General features: G+C 44.2%; 20 protein-coding genes. 7 read left to right on the forward strand and 13 right to left on the reverse strand.

Annotated features, from left to right (window positions below):
• Window positions 1-238 precede the first annotated feature (238 nt).
• Window positions 239-952: an NUDIX domain-containing protein gene (locus tag AEA42_RS08875; RefSeq protein WP_055647547.1), complete on the reverse strand. Its 714-nt coding sequence runs from the start codon at window positions 950-952 to the stop codon at window positions 239-241.
• A 95-nt stretch (window positions 953-1,047) separates the two neighbouring features.
• Window positions 1,048-1,998 carry a pyridoxal-phosphate dependent enzyme gene (locus AEA42_RS08880; protein WP_055647548.1) on the reverse strand — a complete coding sequence of 317 codons (951 nt, stop codon included), beginning with the start codon at window positions 1,996-1,998 and terminating at the stop codon, window positions 1,048-1,050.
• 252 nt (window positions 1,999-2,250) lie between these two features.
• Here AEA42_RS08880 and AEA42_RS08885 point away from each other — a divergent pair, with 252 nt between their 5' ends.
• The gene (locus AEA42_RS08885; protein ID WP_011072069.1) at window positions 2,251-2,658 is read left to right on the forward strand and encodes a YccF domain-containing protein; all 408 of its coding nucleotides are present in this window, start codon (window positions 2,251-2,253) and stop codon (window positions 2,656-2,658) included.
• A 127-nt stretch (window positions 2,659-2,785) separates the two neighbouring features.
• On the opposite strand, the gene AEA42_RS08890 is transcribed toward AEA42_RS08885, so the two are convergent.
• The 4 genes from AEA42_RS08890 to AEA42_RS08905 form a co-directional block, all read right to left on the reverse strand.
• Window positions 2,786-3,103: an alpha/beta hydrolase gene (locus tag AEA42_RS08890; RefSeq protein ID WP_231640372.1), complete on the reverse strand. Its 318-nt coding sequence runs from the start codon at window positions 3,101-3,103 to the stop codon at window positions 2,786-2,788.
• A gap of 30 nt (window positions 3,104-3,133) precedes the next feature.
• Window positions 3,134-3,886 (reverse strand): transporter substrate-binding domain-containing protein, encoded by a 753-nt coding sequence (locus AEA42_RS08895; protein ID WP_047536756.1) that lies wholly within the window; start codon window positions 3,884-3,886, stop codon window positions 3,134-3,136.
• 316 nt (window positions 3,887-4,202) lie between these two features.
• Window positions 4,203-5,927: an AMP-binding protein gene (locus AEA42_RS08900; protein WP_055647549.1), complete on the reverse strand. Its 1,725-nt coding sequence runs from the start codon at window positions 5,925-5,927 to the stop codon at window positions 4,203-4,205.
• A gap of 126 nt (window positions 5,928-6,053) precedes the next feature.
• Entirely contained in the window at window positions 6,054-6,434 is a 381-nt protein-coding gene (locus AEA42_RS08905) for a DUF6508 domain-containing protein (protein ID WP_055647550.1), read from the reverse strand.
• Window positions 6,435-6,744: 310 nt separating this feature from the next.
• Here AEA42_RS08905 and AEA42_RS08910 point away from each other — a divergent pair, with 310 nt between their 5' ends.
• From AEA42_RS08910 to AEA42_RS08920, 3 genes are all read left to right on the forward strand, one after another.
• Window positions 6,745-7,206 carry an EVE domain-containing protein gene (locus AEA42_RS08910; RefSeq protein ID WP_055647551.1) on the forward strand — a complete coding sequence of 154 codons (462 nt, stop codon included), beginning with the start codon at window positions 6,745-6,747 and terminating at the stop codon, window positions 7,204-7,206.
• A 75-nt stretch (window positions 7,207-7,281) separates the two neighbouring features.
• The gene (locus tag AEA42_RS08915) at window positions 7,282-7,614 is read left to right on the forward strand and encodes a hypothetical protein (protein WP_037425338.1); all 333 of its coding nucleotides are present in this window, start codon (window positions 7,282-7,284) and stop codon (window positions 7,612-7,614) included.
• 442 nt (window positions 7,615-8,056) lie between these two features.
• Window positions 8,057-9,316, forward strand: coding sequence for a hypothetical protein (locus tag AEA42_RS08920; RefSeq protein WP_055647552.1), 1,260 nt, complete (start codon window positions 8,057-8,059; stop codon window positions 9,314-9,316).
• A gap of 121 nt (window positions 9,317-9,437) precedes the next feature.
• Here AEA42_RS08920 and AEA42_RS08925 read toward each other — a convergent pair whose 3' ends face one another.
• Window positions 9,438-10,232, reverse strand: coding sequence for a TIGR00266 family protein (locus tag AEA42_RS08925; RefSeq protein WP_055647553.1), 795 nt, complete (start codon window positions 10,230-10,232; stop codon window positions 9,438-9,440).
• 148 nt (window positions 10,233-10,380) lie between these two features.
• A complete protein-coding gene (locus tag AEA42_RS08930; RefSeq protein WP_037417642.1) occupies window positions 10,381-11,295 on the reverse strand; it encodes a LysR family transcriptional regulator in 915 nt (304 codons plus the stop codon).
• 216 nt (window positions 11,296-11,511) lie between these two features.
• Here AEA42_RS08930 and AEA42_RS08935 point away from each other — a divergent pair, with 216 nt between their 5' ends.
• Window positions 11,512-12,672: a homogentisate 1,2-dioxygenase gene (locus tag AEA42_RS08935; protein ID WP_037417639.1), complete on the forward strand. Its 1,161-nt coding sequence runs from the start codon at window positions 11,512-11,514 to the stop codon at window positions 12,670-12,672.
• Window positions 12,673-12,787: 115 nt separating this feature from the next.
• Window positions 12,788-13,828, forward strand: a complete 1,041-nt coding sequence (hppD, locus tag AEA42_RS08940) for a 4-hydroxyphenylpyruvate dioxygenase (RefSeq protein WP_055647554.1) — start codon at window positions 12,788-12,790, stop codon at window positions 13,826-13,828.
• A gap of 94 nt (window positions 13,829-13,922) precedes the next feature.
• Here the strand turns inward: hppD and AEA42_RS08945 are convergent, their stop codons facing one another.
• The 5 genes from AEA42_RS08945 to AEA42_RS08965 form a co-directional block, all read right to left on the reverse strand.
• Window positions 13,923-14,417 carry an Atu1372/SO_1960 family protein gene (locus AEA42_RS08945; protein WP_037417633.1) on the reverse strand — a complete coding sequence of 165 codons (495 nt, stop codon included), beginning with the start codon at window positions 14,415-14,417 and terminating at the stop codon, window positions 13,923-13,925.
• Window positions 14,414-15,325: a glycine betaine ABC transporter substrate-binding protein gene (locus AEA42_RS08950; RefSeq protein ID WP_082389627.1), complete on the reverse strand. Its 912-nt coding sequence runs from the start codon at window positions 15,323-15,325 to the stop codon at window positions 14,414-14,416. Before AEA42_RS08950 ends, AEA42_RS08945 begins: the two co-directional genes overlap by 4 nt.
• 86 nt (window positions 15,326-15,411) lie before the next feature.
• On the reverse strand, window positions 15,412-15,873 hold the full coding sequence (locus AEA42_RS08955; RefSeq protein WP_037417625.1) for a VOC family protein: 462 nt from the start codon (window positions 15,871-15,873) through the stop codon (window positions 15,412-15,414).
• A gap of 24 nt (window positions 15,874-15,897) precedes the next feature.
• A complete protein-coding gene (locus tag AEA42_RS08960; RefSeq protein ID WP_055647555.1) occupies window positions 15,898-17,058 on the reverse strand; it encodes an L-dopachrome tautomerase-related protein in 1,161 nt (386 codons plus the stop codon).
• 10 nt (window positions 17,059-17,068) lie between these two features.
• On the reverse strand, window positions 17,069-17,596 hold the full coding sequence (locus tag AEA42_RS08965; protein WP_055647559.1) for a YbhB/YbcL family Raf kinase inhibitor-like protein: 528 nt from the start codon (window positions 17,594-17,596) through the stop codon (window positions 17,069-17,071).
• A 356-nt stretch (window positions 17,597-17,952) separates the two neighbouring features.
• Here AEA42_RS08965 and AEA42_RS08970 point away from each other — a divergent pair, with 356 nt between their 5' ends.
• Window positions 17,953-18,381 (forward strand): hypothetical protein, encoded by a 429-nt coding sequence (locus AEA42_RS08970; protein ID WP_055647556.1) that lies wholly within the window; start codon window positions 17,953-17,955, stop codon window positions 18,379-18,381.
• The last annotated feature ends 224 nt before the right edge of the window (window positions 18,382-18,605 follow it).

The following is an 18,605-nucleotide window of genomic DNA, read 5'->3' on the forward strand; positions in this document are numbered from 1 at the left end:
AGACTATTTTTTATCGGATAATGCTAAGGAATATACCTAAATTGCATATAATGTCCTTAAGACACTATGTGCAACTTAGCTATGATAATGGGGAAATGGGTATCGATAGTAAAGAATGGACGTATTACGACAACATCGACGGCTACATAAACCCTGATAACTCAAGCTAACTGTATGTACCGCATAATCTGTCACTATTATTGCTATGGGTAACCACTTTAAGCGGCAAACACTTTGACTAACATTCTAAATTTCTTAAGAATCGATAAGATGCCGTATCCGACTTCAAACGGTATAAATTGGCTGGACGGCCACGTTCAGTACGTTTTAAGCCCGTATCAATCAATAAATCGGCCTGTTCCACTCGCCGACGGAAGGATTTCCCTTGGATAGGCTTACCCAGTAAGACTTCATGCACATGTTGCAGCTCTGGCAAGGTAAAAGGTTCAGCCAGCGCAAATCCTGGCACTAAAGAATACAAGGCTTTCTGGGTTAAACGTTCGCGAGCTTGCTTGATTAACTGCAAATGATCAAACGCTAAGGTCATCTGTAACACATCCTCTAATGGCCACCACTTAGCATCACTCACCGAATCAATCTGAATTTGGCAAGCTTGGTAACTCATCAACGCGGTATAACACACGGTCACCGACCAGCCTCTCACATCGCGGTGACTATTACCGACAGTGCAAAGCTGCTCAATATAAGGTGGCACTACCGCCGTTTTTTCCTGCAATTTGCGTAACGCCGCTTCCTCTAGGGATTTATCGGAATGTTCATCGATAAATCCTCCGGGTAATCCCCAAAAACCTAAAAAGGGATGATTTGAGCGTTGTACTAAAAGTACTTTAAGTTGCTGATCATGATAGGTAAATAATACGGCATCAACCGTCAGTAGCTGAGCCTTAAAAGCCTTAGGATCGTAATTGGCGAGATATTCCGCTTCAGTCATGAGTATTTTCCATCGTTTGACGTCGTAAGATTAACTTAGACATTACGTCGCTTCAAACATATTATGTCTTAGCGTCACTAAGTAAATCATCTGCTCTATAGGGTCTTACGACTTTTACCAAATTTACGCTGATAACGTGGCAACATGGTTTCATTTCCAAGCAAACCACCTTGATGGATATACATCACAGGGCTTGCGCTCCACTGCGGTAAATATTTTTCTAACACCATAAAACCTAAGGGATCGTAGAGTAATTCAAATTGAATACCTGAGGCGCAAATCCGCTGCCACATGGCATAAAACTCAGGATAGAGTTTACCAAAGTGGTATTTCTTCCCCACATTCAAAATCTGTGGATGCTCAGCTGCGTTAGGATTTAACTCATAAAACTGCTGCGCTAAATACTCATCGCCACCGACAACCGCGCAGGTAAGCACTCGAATGTGACTTTGCTTACGCACAAAATATTGGTTTAAAAATAATGCCGTGGTTCCCGTTCCCGCAGGTAAAAACACTTTCAGTTCAGTCAGTCCCTGTTGCATTGCCCACGTTTCAATTTCAACGGCTAACAGACTGACACCATACTCCGCATACTGGCAGCGCCCGCCTTCCGGAATAAACAAAGCGTTAGGCTCAGCAGCCAAAACTTGATGCTCAATGTAGTCATTACAAGTCCACTTAGACTCAGGTTGAAGAAAAGGATTAACTGCTATCAGGCTTGATAAATCAATAACCTGTGTACCATTGGCGATAGCTGCGGCATAGTTCCCTGTCGGTAAAGTCAGTACGTGGCTAGCAATATGGTCCACATAAAAATCACACTGCCAGCCTTTGAGTTTGGCGAGCGCCGACAGCGAATACAGTGAATTAGCCTGCGCGGAGCCATGACCAATCACCTTAGTCACACCAGCAAAATCATGATCTAGAAAATAGGCAAACTTACGCGCCTTATTACCACTAAAAGCAGGATGTAATAGATCATCTCTTTTAAGAAAGATCTCTCTGCCTGCAAAAGAAAATGATTCGACGGGACTATTAGCTAGCATTTATTTACTCAAGGGGAGATAAGGTGTTTAGTGTAACGCGGGCTTGGCTAAATTCTTCCTAAGAATTAAGGAAATACACGAAATATTAGCTTAACTCACAATCCGTAGAGGTATAAACTATAATATACCATTGATTATTAATGAAAAACTTTTGGCATAATTCTCGCTTATGACATTTAAGCATCAATTAATAATTTCGAGTGTGGATGTTGTTTCTGTCGCACAGATTTTGGATTCGATAAGGAGTTTTCAATGTCATTACTACGGTTAATTTTCAATATTGCTTGGTTTGTCCTTGGTGGATTTGTGATGGGCCTAGCCTGGTGGCTTGCGGGGATTTTGTGTTTTATCAGTATTATCGGTATTCCTTTCGGCCGCGCCTGCTTTGTGATTGGTGAATTGACCTTCTGGCCCTTTGGACAAGAACAAATGAATCGCCGTCATTTAACTGGCCGTGAAGATTTAGGAACAGGCGCCTTTGGCATGGTGGGCAATATCATTTGGTTCTTACTGTTTGGGATTTGGTTGGCTATTGGTCATTTGGCCCATGCTCTTGCCTGCTTTGTGACGATTATCGGTATCCCTTTCGGGATCCAACATCTTAAGCTGGCGCTGTTAAGCCTAACGCCGATTGGGCAAACCATAGTAGCGAAAGCGTAATAACCACAGTAGCGAAAGCGTAATAACCATGATCGCCAAGGCGTAAGGCATATCACTCAGCATCTGTGGGTAGTGCTGATGCATAGTTCGGCAGCGATTGCACTAATTCTGCTTCGTAATAATCCCTTTATTCATTGAGTAAATCAGCGCTATCAGCAAACTGCTCACCCGCATCCAGCTCCGGTGAGCAGATGATTTCAAAGAGATAATGCGCCAGTTTAGCTGGCGCATCTATGGTGATGTTATGACCACAATAGGCCAACACAACTAAGTCGACCTTAAAATATTGTACCAATGCCCTGCTGGTTTGGATCTTGACTAACCCATCGCGATCACCCGACAAGATTCTCACTGGCACACACAAACATGCTGAGCAGTGATAACGAAATACCGCCCACAACTGATTACTCGCAGTGTTAGACAAAATGATGACAAAACTTGTCATCTCACATCTTTGGTTATGTGCAAAATAGCATTACTGACTTAAGGCTTCTTGCTGAAATAACAAATCGCCCATAATGCTATCAATATCGAGCTTCGCTAAACCTTGATCAAAAATATCCCGCCAACGCCGTCCCTCTTCTGTATTACGAAACGCGACATAAAGTTGTTTATTGGCAATCAGTTGCCGATTCACCTGTAACTTATCTGCGAGCGGCTGAAGGTGGGGTTGTTTAAGTAGATAATTCAGCACATTAATATCAATCACAGCGCCGTCAATACGACCAGCCGCCACCTTTTTGATATTTTGCTCATCGGATGTTGCCGCTTCAACAGGTTGACTCCCTGAAGCAATCATTACATCCAGCGAGTCGGTATTCACATAATCTTGCACAATACCTAAAGTATAACGATTCAAATCGGCTAAATGATGCCAACTAATGGGACGGGATTTTTGCTCAACAATACCTAATGGGCCAATACCAATCGGTTTAGAAAAAATAAACTTATCGGTTTCAAAATAATATTCTGGAAAATAGCCAATGTAGTCTGAGCCCGGCATAACGGCTAATTTAATCGCGCGGCTCCAAGGGTAAAAATCCACGATAAGTTGTTGTTCCATTTGCTCAAACGCCGCCTTAGCCACCGCAACACTCGCGCCTTGGTGCTGGAGTTGATAGCCGGAATACGGCGGCCAAAGTAATGACGTTAGCTTCAGCGTGTCAGCAAATGTCGTATTTGCCACGGTTAATAGGCAACTAAACATCAGTGGGCACCAGCGGATCATAATGCCTCCATCAAAGACTCATCTATTAATCGCTAAAAAAACAAATAGCTCATCGGTTTAACTCTATTCAGTATAATCAGCCATACCTATAGGTACAGCGAATATTTGTTATCTGTTTAGCCTTGTAGAACCAAGCTAAGACAGCAATGCTCGGAGTAGGCAGAACTATCGCCGCCAAAAACGACATCTTTACGACAAGGGGGAAGACTGAAGGAAAACCTTATTGCCATGTGACAATGTTTTCCTTAAGCACAGATGGCCATATAAAAATAAACCCAAGCGTTCAGGCTTGGGTCGGTTTGAAAGTTTATGCCTTTTAGGCATTAATATCTTCGTACAGCTCTTGATACATCAGCTCACGCATTTTAAATTTTTGGATTTTACCCGTAACGGTCATCGGGTATTGGTCCACAAATTTGATATAACGTGGCACTTTAAAATAGGCAAACTTTTCGGTAAGGAAATGGCGAATATCCTCCTCAGTAATCGACGCCCCTGAGCGGACTTTAATCCACGCACAGACTTCCTCACCATATTTATCACTGTGGACGCCAAACACCGCGGCATCCTGCACATCTTTATGGGTATAGAGTTTTTCTTCAATTTCACGGGGATAGATATTCTCACCACCGCGAATAATCATATCTTTAATACGGCCAACGATTTGCACATAACCCTGTTCATCCATTTGACCAATATCGCCAGAATGTAACCAACCTTCGCGGTCAATCGTAGCCGCGGTTTTTTCAGGATCATTCCAGTAGCACTGCATGATGCAATACCCTCGGCTACAGACTTCACCGGGCTGATTAATCGGCAGCACTTCGCCAAATTCATCGACAATTTTCACTTCGGTATGGGGCAACGCACGGCCGACGGTGAGAACACGCTTCTCCACAGGAGAATCGATTTCGGTAATGTGATTTAACGGACTGCACTCGGTTTGGCCATACCCAATTAACACTTCCTGCATATACATTAGCTGTTGTACACGGCGCATAACTTCTTCAGGACAAGTCGCCCCCGCCATCACGCCCGTACGCAACGAACTGAGATCAAAACGTTTAAATTCAGGATGTTCTAACTCGGCAATAAACATGGTGGGAACACCGTGCAGTGCGGTGCAGCGCTCACGCTCAATCACTTCTAAGGTAGTGAGAGGATCGAAAGAATCCCCCGGAAATATGGCTGCTGCGCCCTTAGCCAAGCAAACGAGATTACCTAGCACCATACCAAAACAATGGTATAAAGGTACGGGGATACAGAGCTTATCATCACAGGTAAACCTCATTGCCTCGGCCACTAAATAACCGTTATTCAAGATGTTATGGTGCGATAAGGTCGCCCCCTTTGGGCTACCCGTTGTACCAGAGGTAAATTGGATATTAATCGCATCATAGGGGCTGAGTTCATTGGCAATACGCGCAAGCATTGCTTTATCATCTTCGCTCACCTCGACTAATAAGTCATCGAAGTTCAACATGCCGGGAGACTTTTCAGCTCCCATGCGGATCACAAATTGCAACTCTGGTAATGCCTTAGCCTGCAATTGACCCGCAGCGCACTGCTTAAGTTCAGGTGCAAGCTCGTAGAGCATCTGCAAGTAGTTACTGGACTTGAATTTATCAGCGCAGATCACCGCGCGACAACCCACATTAGTCAAGGCATATTGTAATTCTTCAGGGCGGTAAGCGGGGTTAATACACACCATGATGGCGCCAATTTTGGCAGTAGCAAATTGGGTTAAACACCACTCAATATTATTGGGTGACCAAATACCGACGCGGTCCCCTGGACCTATGCCTAATTTGAGTAAACCTGTTGCAAGCGCGTCGATTTGTGCAAGATATTGACGGTAATTCCAGCGAATATTTTGATGGTTAACGACAACGGCTAACTGTTCGGGATAGCTGTTAGCGATATCGTTAAGGTATTGTCCTATGGTTTTTTCAACAAGTTTTGGGGCGTTAGCTCCCCGAAACTCACTATATTTTAGTGGACTAGTGGATTGATTTATTGCTTGAGTCTTTGAAGCAGACATTAAGGCCTCCGTGCTTTTTATTATGGTTAGCGTGGTCCAAACTAACCAATCCACGGAACATGTCACAAGTAAAAAAATCCAGTATTAGACTAAAGAGTAAGGTCATCCCCTTTCCCTAAAGCCCGATTAACGGCTCATAAATACATCCTGGTTATTGGATGTTGATGCCTCTAGACACTGCAGACGCTCCATAATCGCCAGTAGTACTCCTTGGCGGCGCATATTCTCTAACACCCCTGGGCTAAAAACCTCTAAACGTGTCATTGCGGTCAATAATAGGCGGCATTGGGCCACACTGGCATCACGGATATAAGCAGGCTTATCCACCAAGTAACTGTTATTATACCAATAATCCCAAGTAAAATTAGCAAGTAACCAGCCCTGAGCGGTTAAATCGCTAATAAATTCCAACATGCGATCACGGTGTAAACTCGCATCACCTGCGGTGAAATCCTTAAGATATTTAGTGTATAAACCACAGTCTGTCATCATTGTTGAAGCTTCCATAGCACACCTCACTGATTTCAACATTACTTTTGTTATAAGTCAGGGATTGAAAAACTCGCTTGGGTTTAACCTAAACTCGTCAACTTTGCTTGTATTGAGTTGTGATATTGCATTGCTGCAATTGCAGCAATTGCAGCATCAGTCTTACCAGACTCTATAGTGATGACAGGGTAAGCGGTGTTAACTGAACACTGACTTAACGGTTCAAAACACGCAGCCATCAATACAGTTAACTGGGTGGTCAGTAAAAACTAAGATAAACTCAAGGAATTAACGCGATAAGACTGTTATTTCAGTAAAAGGACACAAAATGAATTACTGGCTTATGAAATCGGAACCCGACGAATTTAGTATCGAAGATCTTAAAGCAAGGCCTAATCAAACCGAAGCTTGGTTTGGGATCCGTAACTACCAAGCACGTAACTTTATGCGCGATGCCATGCAAATAGGCGATCAGGTCTTCTTCTATCATTCAAGCTGCAAAGTACCCGGTATTGTCGGCATTGCCGAAGTCGTCACGAGCGCCTACCCGGATAGTACGGCCTTTGATCCAGAATCAAAGTATTTTGATCCTAAGTCAGATCCTAGCAACCCAAGATGGCTAAGGGTCGATATTCGCTTTGTGGAACAATTCAAAGAAATCATTCCTCTCAGCTTAATTAAAAGCTTGCCGCAGTTAGCTGATATGTACTTAGTGTCTAAAGGTTCAAGGCTGAGTATTCAACCTGTTACCGCAGAGCAATGGCAAGCCGTACTGATGCTCAAGCATTAATGGCGCATATTCAGTCAATGTTCATTTAAGCTAAGCTAGATTGACCCTAACAATGCAATACCCAAGGTAATAAGTATGAATAAATTAACTGCAACACTAATGGGTGGGGTCGTGCTCAGTCTGCTAGCCCCGTCGGTCACTTTGGCGAAACCTGAACATGACAAGAGAGATACTGGCTTACCTCCCGGCCTACAGAAGAAAGTAGATAAGGGTCAGCCTCTCCCTCCAGGATGGCAGAAAAAACTGCACCGTGGTGATATCTTAGATTACGATATTTATGACCGCGGACGTATTGTTGTGCCCTTAGATAGAGAGGGAAGGATCAGTATCCAAGTCGAGGGTGCAATTATTAAATTGGATGAAAAGAGTCGCAAGATCCTCGATATCGTCAATATCATTACTGATTAGTGCAGATCATTCGTTGGCACGCTCAACTATTTTTGAGAGTGCCAACATTTTAGCCAATGCTTTTATCTCACCTTAAGTTGATTCCGATGACTACATCGTTATCGGCACATTAATAACAAGTGTTACATCTAAGCAACATGCTGATATTTATCATATCTTTACGCTCTGCTGTTTGGTTGTAAATCGGTAGGATGTTAGACTCTGCAACTATGAAGCGGCGCATAAATATAAGATGAAACGGCTGCCGAGGCTCGCAATAACTGAAGCCGTATCGATGCTAAGCATCTTAAAACCTTCGCGTACAACACAGCTTCAACTCAATATAACAAGCATCAAAAAAGCCATTGTGTCGCCAATCTAATCGGGTGATGCGCTTGAAGCATAAGCGAATTGCATGCATTCCATCCACATAATGATCGCAAACTAACGCTGGATTTTGAATATGGAACAAACTTCACTTCAACGGGTTAAGCAAGCGATTGTTGCAGGTTTTTGGGCATCGCTGGCCAGTATTGTCGTGGGTTTTCTATTTAAACTTTGGTTAGCACAATGGGTAGTCAAAGCTGATCTTGCACTCTATCACACTGTTATCGATATCATTTCGTTATCACTGATCCTGATGACAGGGTTTCGCTCTTCTATGGTAGTAACCTACTCTCAAACCAAGCAAGATGTGGATATCACTAATATATTCCGCTACAGCTTAATTGCAATGGTACTGCTTGCATGGGGCGTTGTGTTGCCTTATATCAAACACAAACTCCAGCTTAATGTAGAATATTTTCAATTGGTTGGGATTATTTTGAGTATGGGGCTCAAGGTCTATTTTACCAATCAAATTGCCATGTACAGGCTATATGCTATCTCCAATCGAGTCACTTGGTTAGAGCCACTCGCGCAAGTCACCAGCTTTTTATTCTGTTTTTATGGGTTACAACAAACTGCTATTGCATCACTCTTTTACAGTATGACACTGTCATCACTCATCGTTGCCTTCTATATGTACTTCAAACGGCGCAAGGATATCGCCACTCCGCCCTTAACTGCGGTGCATTTTGATCCGGGGTTGCGCAGTTTTATGAAGAAAAGTCTGACCGCCTCGATGGAAGCGGGTGCCAGTATCTTGATGATTTACATTACAGTACTACTGACTATTGCTTATTTCAGCATAGACGAATTGGGTGATTTCCAAGTGGTAGTGCGGCCGATGATCACATACCTCACCCTGCTTTTTGTCTTCCCCATTTACCGTTTTGTACTACCCGAAGTCGCAGTGTGCGTGCGAGAAAAACGCTTTGAAGAGGTTCAGCAAATCAAATCATGGCTGACAAAAGTTTCGTTGTGGGTCAGCGGAATATTTTTCGTGATGATGTTATTCGCAAGTAAGCCATTGGTGGCTTGGTTATTTCCTGAGCAATACCTTAAAGCCGCTCCGGTATTAATGCATTTCTCCATGTTCTTTATCTTTATGATGCTTAATGGCTATCAGTTAGCCAATCTCAAAGCCCATGGCTATTTTACCCAAAGCCTACTCATACGCCTTAGTGGTATCGTCGTACTGATTGGTACTTTCTACGCTTATCGATTGTATACAGAAAATGTTGTGGCGGTGATTTTGGCCTTAGGCACAGGTTATTTAATGATGTATTTGATATCGAGACAGGTTGAAAAGCGCATTCAGCAAGGTCTTAAACACAAATAAAACCCGCTTTAGTAAACCAAAAACGACAATAAAAAGGCATCCCATAAGCTAGTTTGGGATGCCTGACCAATAGAAAGCGCGATTACTCGAGTGTGCAGTTTATGTCGATTTGACCGATATCTTAACGGCCATCAATCATACGACCAAGACCGCCGAGGACTGAACCTTCACCGCGGTCGCTACCGCCAGCAGAAGGGGCGTGAGCAATAATACGATCGGCCATCCGCGAGAACGGCAGGCTCTGCAACCATACCGTGCCATGGCCCTTTAAGGTCGCTAAAAATAACCCCTCGCCACCAAAAAACATCGATTTTAATGAGCCTGCACGCTCAATATCATAGTCAATGCCTGGGGTAAAACCGACGAGACAACCGGTATCGACCCTTAAGGTCTCACCTTTTAGTTCCTTTTTAATCAGCGTGCCACCCGCATGGATAAACGCCATGCCATCGCCTTGTAAACTCTGCAAAATAAACCCTTCACCACCAAAAAAGCCTGTACCTAAGCGGCGGTTAAACTTCATGCTAACGCGAGTTCCGAGTGCGGCGGCAAGACAACTGTCTTTCTGACAAACCAGCTCGCCACCATATTGGGCGAGATCTATCGCCAAAATCGTACCAGGATAAGGCGCGGCAAAGGCGACTTTGCGTTTTTGATGTCCGAGGTTCGTAAAGTGCGTCATAAAGATGCTCTCCCCACTCAACGCCCGCTTACCCGCACCCATTAATTTGCCAAAAAAGCCTGACTCTGGCTCGGAGCCATCGCCCATCTTAGCCTCGAAGCTAATGTCCTGCTCCAGATAATTCATTGCCCCCGCTTCGGCTATTACGGTTTCGTTGGGATCAAGTTCTACCTCAACCAACTGCATACTGTGGCCGATGATTTCATAATCCACTTCATGACAACGTCTAGACATACGATTCCCCTTTATTCTGTCGGTCCTTATTGACTGGGCGTACTACATCCACATCGCCCACTTCTGTGAGTTACTTTATGACATAAAATGTCAAAAGGCGATTATTTTTATTGTTCTCGTTGTTTCAAATCATTTCGTAATATGAGGTTTATCCTAATCCAACGCCATTAAACTGCTCTGCTTTAGCAAATTCCTCTAAAATCAACTCCGTAAATAGCTTACCCGCACGCCCTAGGGGCCGCTCAAGGGTCGACACTAATTGGGGGATAAAGGTATAACGACTGCCACCGACAAAGTCGACCTCCACCAACTCACCGCTCAAAAGTTCCTCTTGCACTAAAAAGTCTGGCAGCCAGCCAAAGCCGAGTCCTTTTAATAACGCATTCTTTTTCATAATAAAACCAGAAAGATAAAACACTTTATCGCCGCCGAATTGCAGCTCATCTCGATAGGTTTTATTGGGAGAGGAATCTTCGATAGTCAACTCAACGTGCTGCTGTAACTCGGATAAACTGATTTTGTTTAATTGTGCCAACGGATGTGACGCGCTAGTCACCAGTACGCTAGTAATCGCTGGCAGCGGCTGTGGGTGATAATAGGGGCCGGTGCGGTAGTCTTTAACCAACATCAGATCCGCATTATCACGTTCGAATCTATGCTGCACACCGCCCAAAAACTCCATATTAAGCTGAATTTTTGTCGGGATTTGATGCTCAGCCATTCGTTTCAGCGCCGTCATAATCGGCTCCATCGGCAAGGCGCCATCGATCACTAACTCAAGCTTAGGCTCCCAACCTTCACTAAAACGACTGGCTAGATGTTCAATATTGGCAAGGTGTTGCAGCAGTCTTTGACCTTCAGCCAAGATCACCCGCCCTTCACTCGTCAACTCTGCTCGGTATTGGTCACGGCTAAAAAGCTGCACACCTAAATGTTCCTCTAGCTTTTTAACCTGATAGCTCACCGCCGATTGCGCCTTATGCAAACGCTCGGCAGCCTTAGCAAAACTGCCCTCTTCCACCAGCACTTGCAGCACATTAAAAGCATCAATATCGATGCGCATGGGGACTCCTTGGCCGAATAAAAATGTCACGCAATCGCTACGAAGCGTAAAGTAGTTAATACCATCTATTTTTTAGATTGAGATGACAGATTTATTATTCTTTTTTTTGTTCATCTAAGCAACTAAATTGATAAGAAGATCACAGTAATGCAACTTGCAACATAACAATAAGCACTGTAGGCACAGCTCACAGCGCATAAAACTCAAGGATCCACCATGCCATTTTATGTGAAACAAGGCCAAGTACCCCATAAGCGCCATATCGCATTTGAGAAGGAAAACGGCGAGCTATACCGTGAGGAGCTGTTTTCAACCCATGGTTTTTCCAATATTTACTCGAATAAATATCACCACAATATGCCGACGAAGGCATTGGAAGTCGCGCCCTACCACCTCGGTCACGGTGCCCAATGGGAAGATTCTTTAGTTCAAAACTATAAATTGGACTCTCGCACGGCCGATCGCGAAGGCAACTTTTTTAGCGCCCGCAATAAAATCTTCTATAACAATGATGTGGCACTTTACACCGCGAAAGTCACCCAAGACACCGCTGAGTTTTACCGCAATGCCTACGCCGATGAAGTGGTGTTTGTGCACGAAGGTGAAGGCACGCTCTACAGTGAATACGGCACCCTAGAGATTAAAAAATGGGACTACTTAGTGATCCCACGCGGCACTACGCATCAGCTCAAATTTAACGATTACAGCAATGTACGTTTATTCGTGATTGAAGCCTTTTCAATGGTGGAAGTGCCTAAGCATTTTCGTAATGAATACGGTCAGTTACTCGAGTCTGCCCCCTATTGTGAACGCGATCTGCGTACACCCGTATTACAAGCTGCTGTGGTTGAGCGTGGCGCCTTCCCGCTAGTCTGTAAATTTGGTGATAAGTACCAACTGACCACCTTAGAGTGGCATCCCTTTGACCTTGTAGGTTGGGACGGTTGTGTTTACCCCTGGGCATTTAACATCACCGAATACGCGCCTAAAGTCGGCAAAATTCACTTACCGCCTTCAGATCACTTAGTGTTTACCGCCCACAACTTTGTGGTGTGTAACTTTGTGCCGCGCCCCTATGACTTCCATGAGCGCGCCATTCCCGCGCCTTACTACCACAACAACATCGATAGTGACGAAGTACTGTACTACGTCGATGGCGACTTTATGAGCCGCACCGGGATTGAAGCTGGCTACATTACCCTACACCAAAAAGGCGTAGCGCACGGCCCGCAGCCCGGCCGCACCGAAGCCTCGATTGGCAAAAAAGAAACCTATGAATATGCAGTGATGGTGGACACCTTCGCCCCACTGAAACTAACCGAACATGTGCAAAATTGCATGAGTAAAGACTACAACCGCTCCTGGCTAGAAAACTAAATCTGCTCGGCAGAACTAGTGAAGGGTTTATTAACTAAGCAACTAGCCGTAAGTCACCACCGCAAACAAGGCAAAAAGAGTGACTGCGTGTTGAATTAATCAAGAGGAACAGATCATGGCAAGCGAACTCAATCCACTGGGCTTATTAGGTATCGAATTTACCGAATTCGCCAGCCCCGACAGCGATTTTATGCACAAAGTGTTTATCGATTTTGGTTTTTCATTGCTGAAAAAAGCCAAGAATAAAGATATTTTGTACTATAAACAAAATGATATTAACTTCCTGCTCAATAAGGAGCGCGAAGGGTTTTCGGCAAAATTTGCCAAATCCCACGGTCCTGCTATTTGCTCTATGGGCTGGCGTGTGGAAGATGCCAGCTTTGCTCACCGCGTAGCGGTGGAGCGCGGCGCCAAAGCGGCCGATGATTCGGCTAAAGATCTGCCCTATCCGGCGATTTATGGTATTGGCGATAGCTTAATTTATTTTATCGACACCTTTGGTGCCGACAACAATATCTATGCCACTGACTTTGAAGACTTAAGCGAGCAAGTCATCACCCAAGAGAAAGGCTTTATCGAAGTCGATCACTTAACCAATAACGTCTATAAAGGCACCATGGAGCATTGGGCGAACTTCTACAAAAACATCTTTGGGTTTACTGAAGTACGTTACTTCGACATCAGCGGCGTACAAACCGCACTGGTGTCCTACGCCCTGCGTTCACCCGATGGCAGTTTCTGTATTCCGATTAACGAAGGTAAAGGCAACGATAAGAACCAAATCGATGAATACCTGAAGGAATACAATGGCCCAGGCGTACAACACTTAGCCTTTAGAAGCCGCGATATCGTTAAATCTCTGGATGCAATGGAAGGTAGCTCGATTCAATGCTTGGATATTATTCCCGAATATTATGACACCATTTTCGATAAAGTCCCGCAAGTGACCGAAAACCGTGAACGTATCAAGCATCACCAAATTCTGGTGGACGGTGACGAATCAGGCTATTTATTGCAGATCTTCACTAAGAACCTGTTCGGCCCAATCTTTATCGAAATCATTCAACGTAAGAACAACTTAGGTTTTGGTGAAGGTAACTTTACTGCCCTGTTCCAATCAATTGAACGCGATCAAATGCGCCGCGGCGTACTGTAACAACAGTGAGCGAGATAGATTGAATGATGCCGCTCGCTTTACTGCGAGCGGCATTTTTATCGCTAAGCTTTTTAACCGCAAACATAGGTTAGGTTTATGCCGTCTGCTGCGCGAGTTGAGAATCCTCATGTAACTCGGCAAATAAATAGACCAAACATAAACTGTTTAACGGCATGACGGGGTTAGTCCAAATCATTCGGCTGTGGCGCCCAGCATCGCCGAAAATCTCGAGCAATAAATCCGAAGCGCCATCGAGTGCTTTAGGATGTTCAAAGCAAGATTGATGAACATTTAGCACCCCTTCTAAGCGGTAAATTTGTTTTATTCGCGACAGCTCACCACAAGCCTGTTTCAATTGCGCGATGGCATTTAGGGTAGCAAGACGACAGGCCGCGTAACCTTCAGCAACAGTATGATCTGCGCCCAATTGTCCTTGATACTTAAGCTTCCCCTGTAAATAGGGAAACTGACCCGAAGTCATTAATTGGCTACCAACAATTGAATAAGGTTCGTAATTTCCAAGCGCCGCTGCAACTTCAGGTAATTCAAGCCCAGCAGCCACTAACCGTGATTCGGGAGTGTTCATCATAATGTCACCTCCTGAGATGTGACATTCGAAGGATTAAGCAGCGGAGCTAACCACGTCATCAAATGCGAAGGATTGGCTTCCAGCCAGTTCGCAGCGGCCTCATCTTCCGTCATTCCTTGTCGATTAACAGCATAATCGAGTTCTGCAACAATTTGATTCGATAACACTATGCTATCAAGCACTTGAATTTGTGTAGGCGAGAAATTAATCGCTAACTCGCGTTCACGGGCGAGCAAAACCGCTTTATCTTTTCCCCCGAGTAACCCTTTTGAGTCCTGAAGATCACGAATACCATATTGATGGTGTAAAAATTGCGGATGCCACAATGGCACAATGACCCAGTCCCGTACTGACACTGCCGATTCAAATGCCGCCACACAATCGGCCTGAGTACCCGTTCTAAACTGATAACCTGCCGCAGCTAATCCATATTGCGCCATGATATTTTTAGAAAAACGGGTGATACCTGCACCTTCACCAATACCTTGAATAATCGGCCGCATCCGTTGTTTTACCTCAGGTTTAAGCAAGTCTTCGATGCGTGAAACTGCATCTTCAGGCACATAATCTGGTACACCCCAAAGTGCGTAAGGCTCATAATGTAGCCCTAATTCACGCGTTGCGGCTTGAGTCTCAACCTCCTGCCGATACACGCCATGACTGTGAGGTAACCAAGCCGAGCAAAGCAAATCTATCTGCCCAAGCTTGAGCCGATTAAAATTGGCCTCATGCAGGGCATAACTTAGCTCAACTTGTTTGCCCATCCGTCGCATTACTTGGGCAACAACTGCCGCCGTTACCCGATGAAAGCTTAAATCCGTTACACCTAAACGAATTGGCATTGTGTGATGATGGGCATGTTGGTCATTACATAATTGTTTTTGTTGAAGATCATCGATTAAGTTCATTGCTATCGCTCCAAGGGAAAACAAGCTAGATGGGCAACACCCCACGGTTATCAATTGTGCTATCGTGCGAGATCGACTTGCGACATTTAGGCTGATCCCTCAGGCAAAATTGCCAGTCTTTCCATCGCGACACCCACGATGGCGTTATCTCTTGCATAGGGAAAAATCATTTCCACCGTAATGCCATTGGGATCTTCAATAAATAATTGATGCTCTCCAATCTCTGGGACAATTCGCTCCCTAAATGGGCATTGTTGTCGGCATAGATGCTGCTGCATTTGGGCCAAATTCGTCCCCCGAAAAGAAAGGTGATCAACCCGACCCGAACCAAACAGTGCACTGCTCTCGCCCAAATAAGCATCTAACGCTCGACTGCCAACTTCCACTAAATGCAAAATAGGTTTCTCTTGCGCATAAAGCCAATGACCAGGAAAACCAAACCGTGGCCGCCAACCTTGCGTTAACCCAAGGATGACTTGATAAAACTGAACCGTTTCAGCCAATATCGGGGTACGGATCGTAAAGTGGTCTAATCCAACAATATTCATGTGATTTACTCCTGGTTTTAACAGTTAGTTACCCGGAACGCCGGCAGCTAATGGCTTAAAGCGGAAGATATAATAAGGTGGACGATTTTCTGCTTTGCCATTGTTTAATGCAGCGGACAGCGGCAGTTGGGCAGCGCCGGTATACAGGTAGCCCTCTTTGCCAAAGCTCACACCATCAGGCCACACCATGCGCTCGTCATGCACATAGGTTTGATATTGGCGACCCGTGGCAGGGATAATGCCGATAGCGCGCTCACCCACATCGGTTAGATAAAGATTATCTGCTGAATCAATGCTTAACCCGCCGTTATTTGGCTTATCCGCGTATTCTTCAACCTTGGCGGACAGCGCCTTCGGGCTGAGATCCGGGTTAAGTAGATCTGTCATCGCGACACGATAGACTTTGTCCTTATTCATCGGCGCAAAATAAAGCCAATGTTGGGCACTGTCTAAGGCAATACCATCGGCGCCAACAAACACGTCAATACGCTTTGGATTGGCACTGGTACTATCAATAATCAGCGGTCGCTTCAGATCAGGCATCACGCTAGTATCCCCCTGTAATACACGCCGACTCTTACCCGTGGTTAAATCCACGACAACTAAGGCAGCCTTATCACCAACAGGACCCGTTGCAATACCTTCATCAGCAATCACAATCGCTTGATGACGGTTTGAAATAACAAAGTCATTGTGCTGCGATTCAGGAATAGACACAGGGAATGGCAACGGAATAATCCGGTCTAATTGATTTTTACGGGTATCCCATGCCACCAACTTAGGCTCAATTCGGGGTTCAGCTTGGCCAGAATCGAGCAACCATACTCGGTCCCGATCGTCGGTTCGCAAACCTAAAACCCAATTTAAACAAGTATTAGGATCTTTCGGTTTTCCTTGAGGATCATGACATTGTTGCCAATCTGAATTAGGAAATGGGTTTACTTTGCCATCTGCCAACAATTCACCTACCTTGACTTTAGGTTGATAAAAAGGGTGATAACTAAAGATAAGCCTATCAGTTGAGGTAAAACTAATGCCGCCAACAGCACCATCAAGTGTGGCATAAACCTCAGGTTGTACCTGTGGTATTGCCGCTTGCTGAGCCATCAGGTTAGGTGAGATAAATGCTTGGCTTGTTAACATGACGAGCGAAGCAATAAGGGGTTGATAAGAATTAAATTTCATAAGCATGCTCCTATTTTGAACCCGCTAATACAGTCAAGTTCGCTTCAGCTAAGCGATGTTGCCATAGATAAAAACCCACTAAGGCTGGACTAGCATTGGCGTCAATCGGTAACTTCGCAACATCCAAGGCATGCACTGTCCATACATATCGGTGTTCACGTCCCTTAGGTGGGCAAGGGCCAAAAAATCCTGGCTTACCTAAATCCGTATTGGCCTCAATTGCCTCAGCGGGTAATGTTCCTCCATTTACCCCACCTTCCAATTGATTGATTTGTGAAGGAATGTTGTAAACCACTCGATGCCAGAAACCACTACCAGTGGGGGCATCTTTATCATAAAAAGTGACAGCAAAACTTTGAGTACCTTTTGGGGCGTGTTCCCAGGTTAACTTTGGAGCCAGATTGGCGCCCGAACAACCAAATTGATTCCAATAATAATCGGCCGGAATAGAGGCATTAGGTGTTAAATTACTCTGCAAGCTAAACATTGTAGCACTATCTAATGAAGTCGTTTTAATGGGCTTATCTTGCGCACTCATGCTTGCCGGACTTAATAACATAGCACTGGTTATAAGAGACAATTGAAACAAATAAGCAGTAGAAAATCCTTGTATCATCGTATTCACTCACTATAGAAATAGAATTGTGAACAAGCATAACCTGAGTTCTTAGTTTGATAAGTCACGCTTTATTGATATTAGTTTCAAAAATTATTAGATAATCTCTTAAGGTATTTTTTAATTGAATAAGTTATGCTGCATATTAATCACTAAATCACATCAACATAATTTACCGTATCTCGCGGCCATAAAACTGCAATGCCACTTAATATGACCTTTATGCTTAGACTGCTTTCTATTCCGCTGCTTTCTATTCAAAAAATGAGGAAAAATCCATGTATCAGCCTTGGTTTCCACTTAAGACTCCGCTACAGCCCTATCCATTAGTACATTGCCAACTAGATAATCTTTCATTAACACTTAGTTGGCAGCAAGACTCTGTGACCATGACAATCCATTTCGATACCATTGCGGGATTACAGGTAGTTGATGAATCAAGCTATCAGACTTATTTGAGTCATGTTGGTAATCGTAATATTACCTTTCCGTTAGATGAAGACCTAAACATCAGCACAAAAAACAGTGAATATTTTAGGTTGCCATGGCCGATATGGAAGTCGGTAAAAAATACCCGGCTTGATTGTTATGGTGAACTAGGCAAACACATTTACACTCAGTTATACAGTTATTATATTGTTAGCCAAGAATGCGTGTATTTAATTGATACCGAATGCGAACCTGAAGTTACACAATTGCTCATTTAAACATAATTGATTATTTAAAAAGCACTGTTTTAAAAGTCTTATATCAATATCAGCCTAATTGGGTTCACGGTTAATCACATGTAAAAACGCGAGCATAGCCCTGAAGAATCCCCTGATGATTTACAAATAAATCATCAAATTAGGGTGGAAGCGCATCTTGTTGCATGATCAAATGGTTTCGCTAAAAACTACACTTGGACAACAAGATGCGCGAAGCCAATATC

This window comes from Shewanella sp. Sh95 (genome assembly GCF_001308045.1).
In the GTDB taxonomy this organism is placed as follows: Bacteria; Pseudomonadota; Gammaproteobacteria; order Enterobacterales; family Shewanellaceae; genus Shewanella; species Shewanella xiamenensis.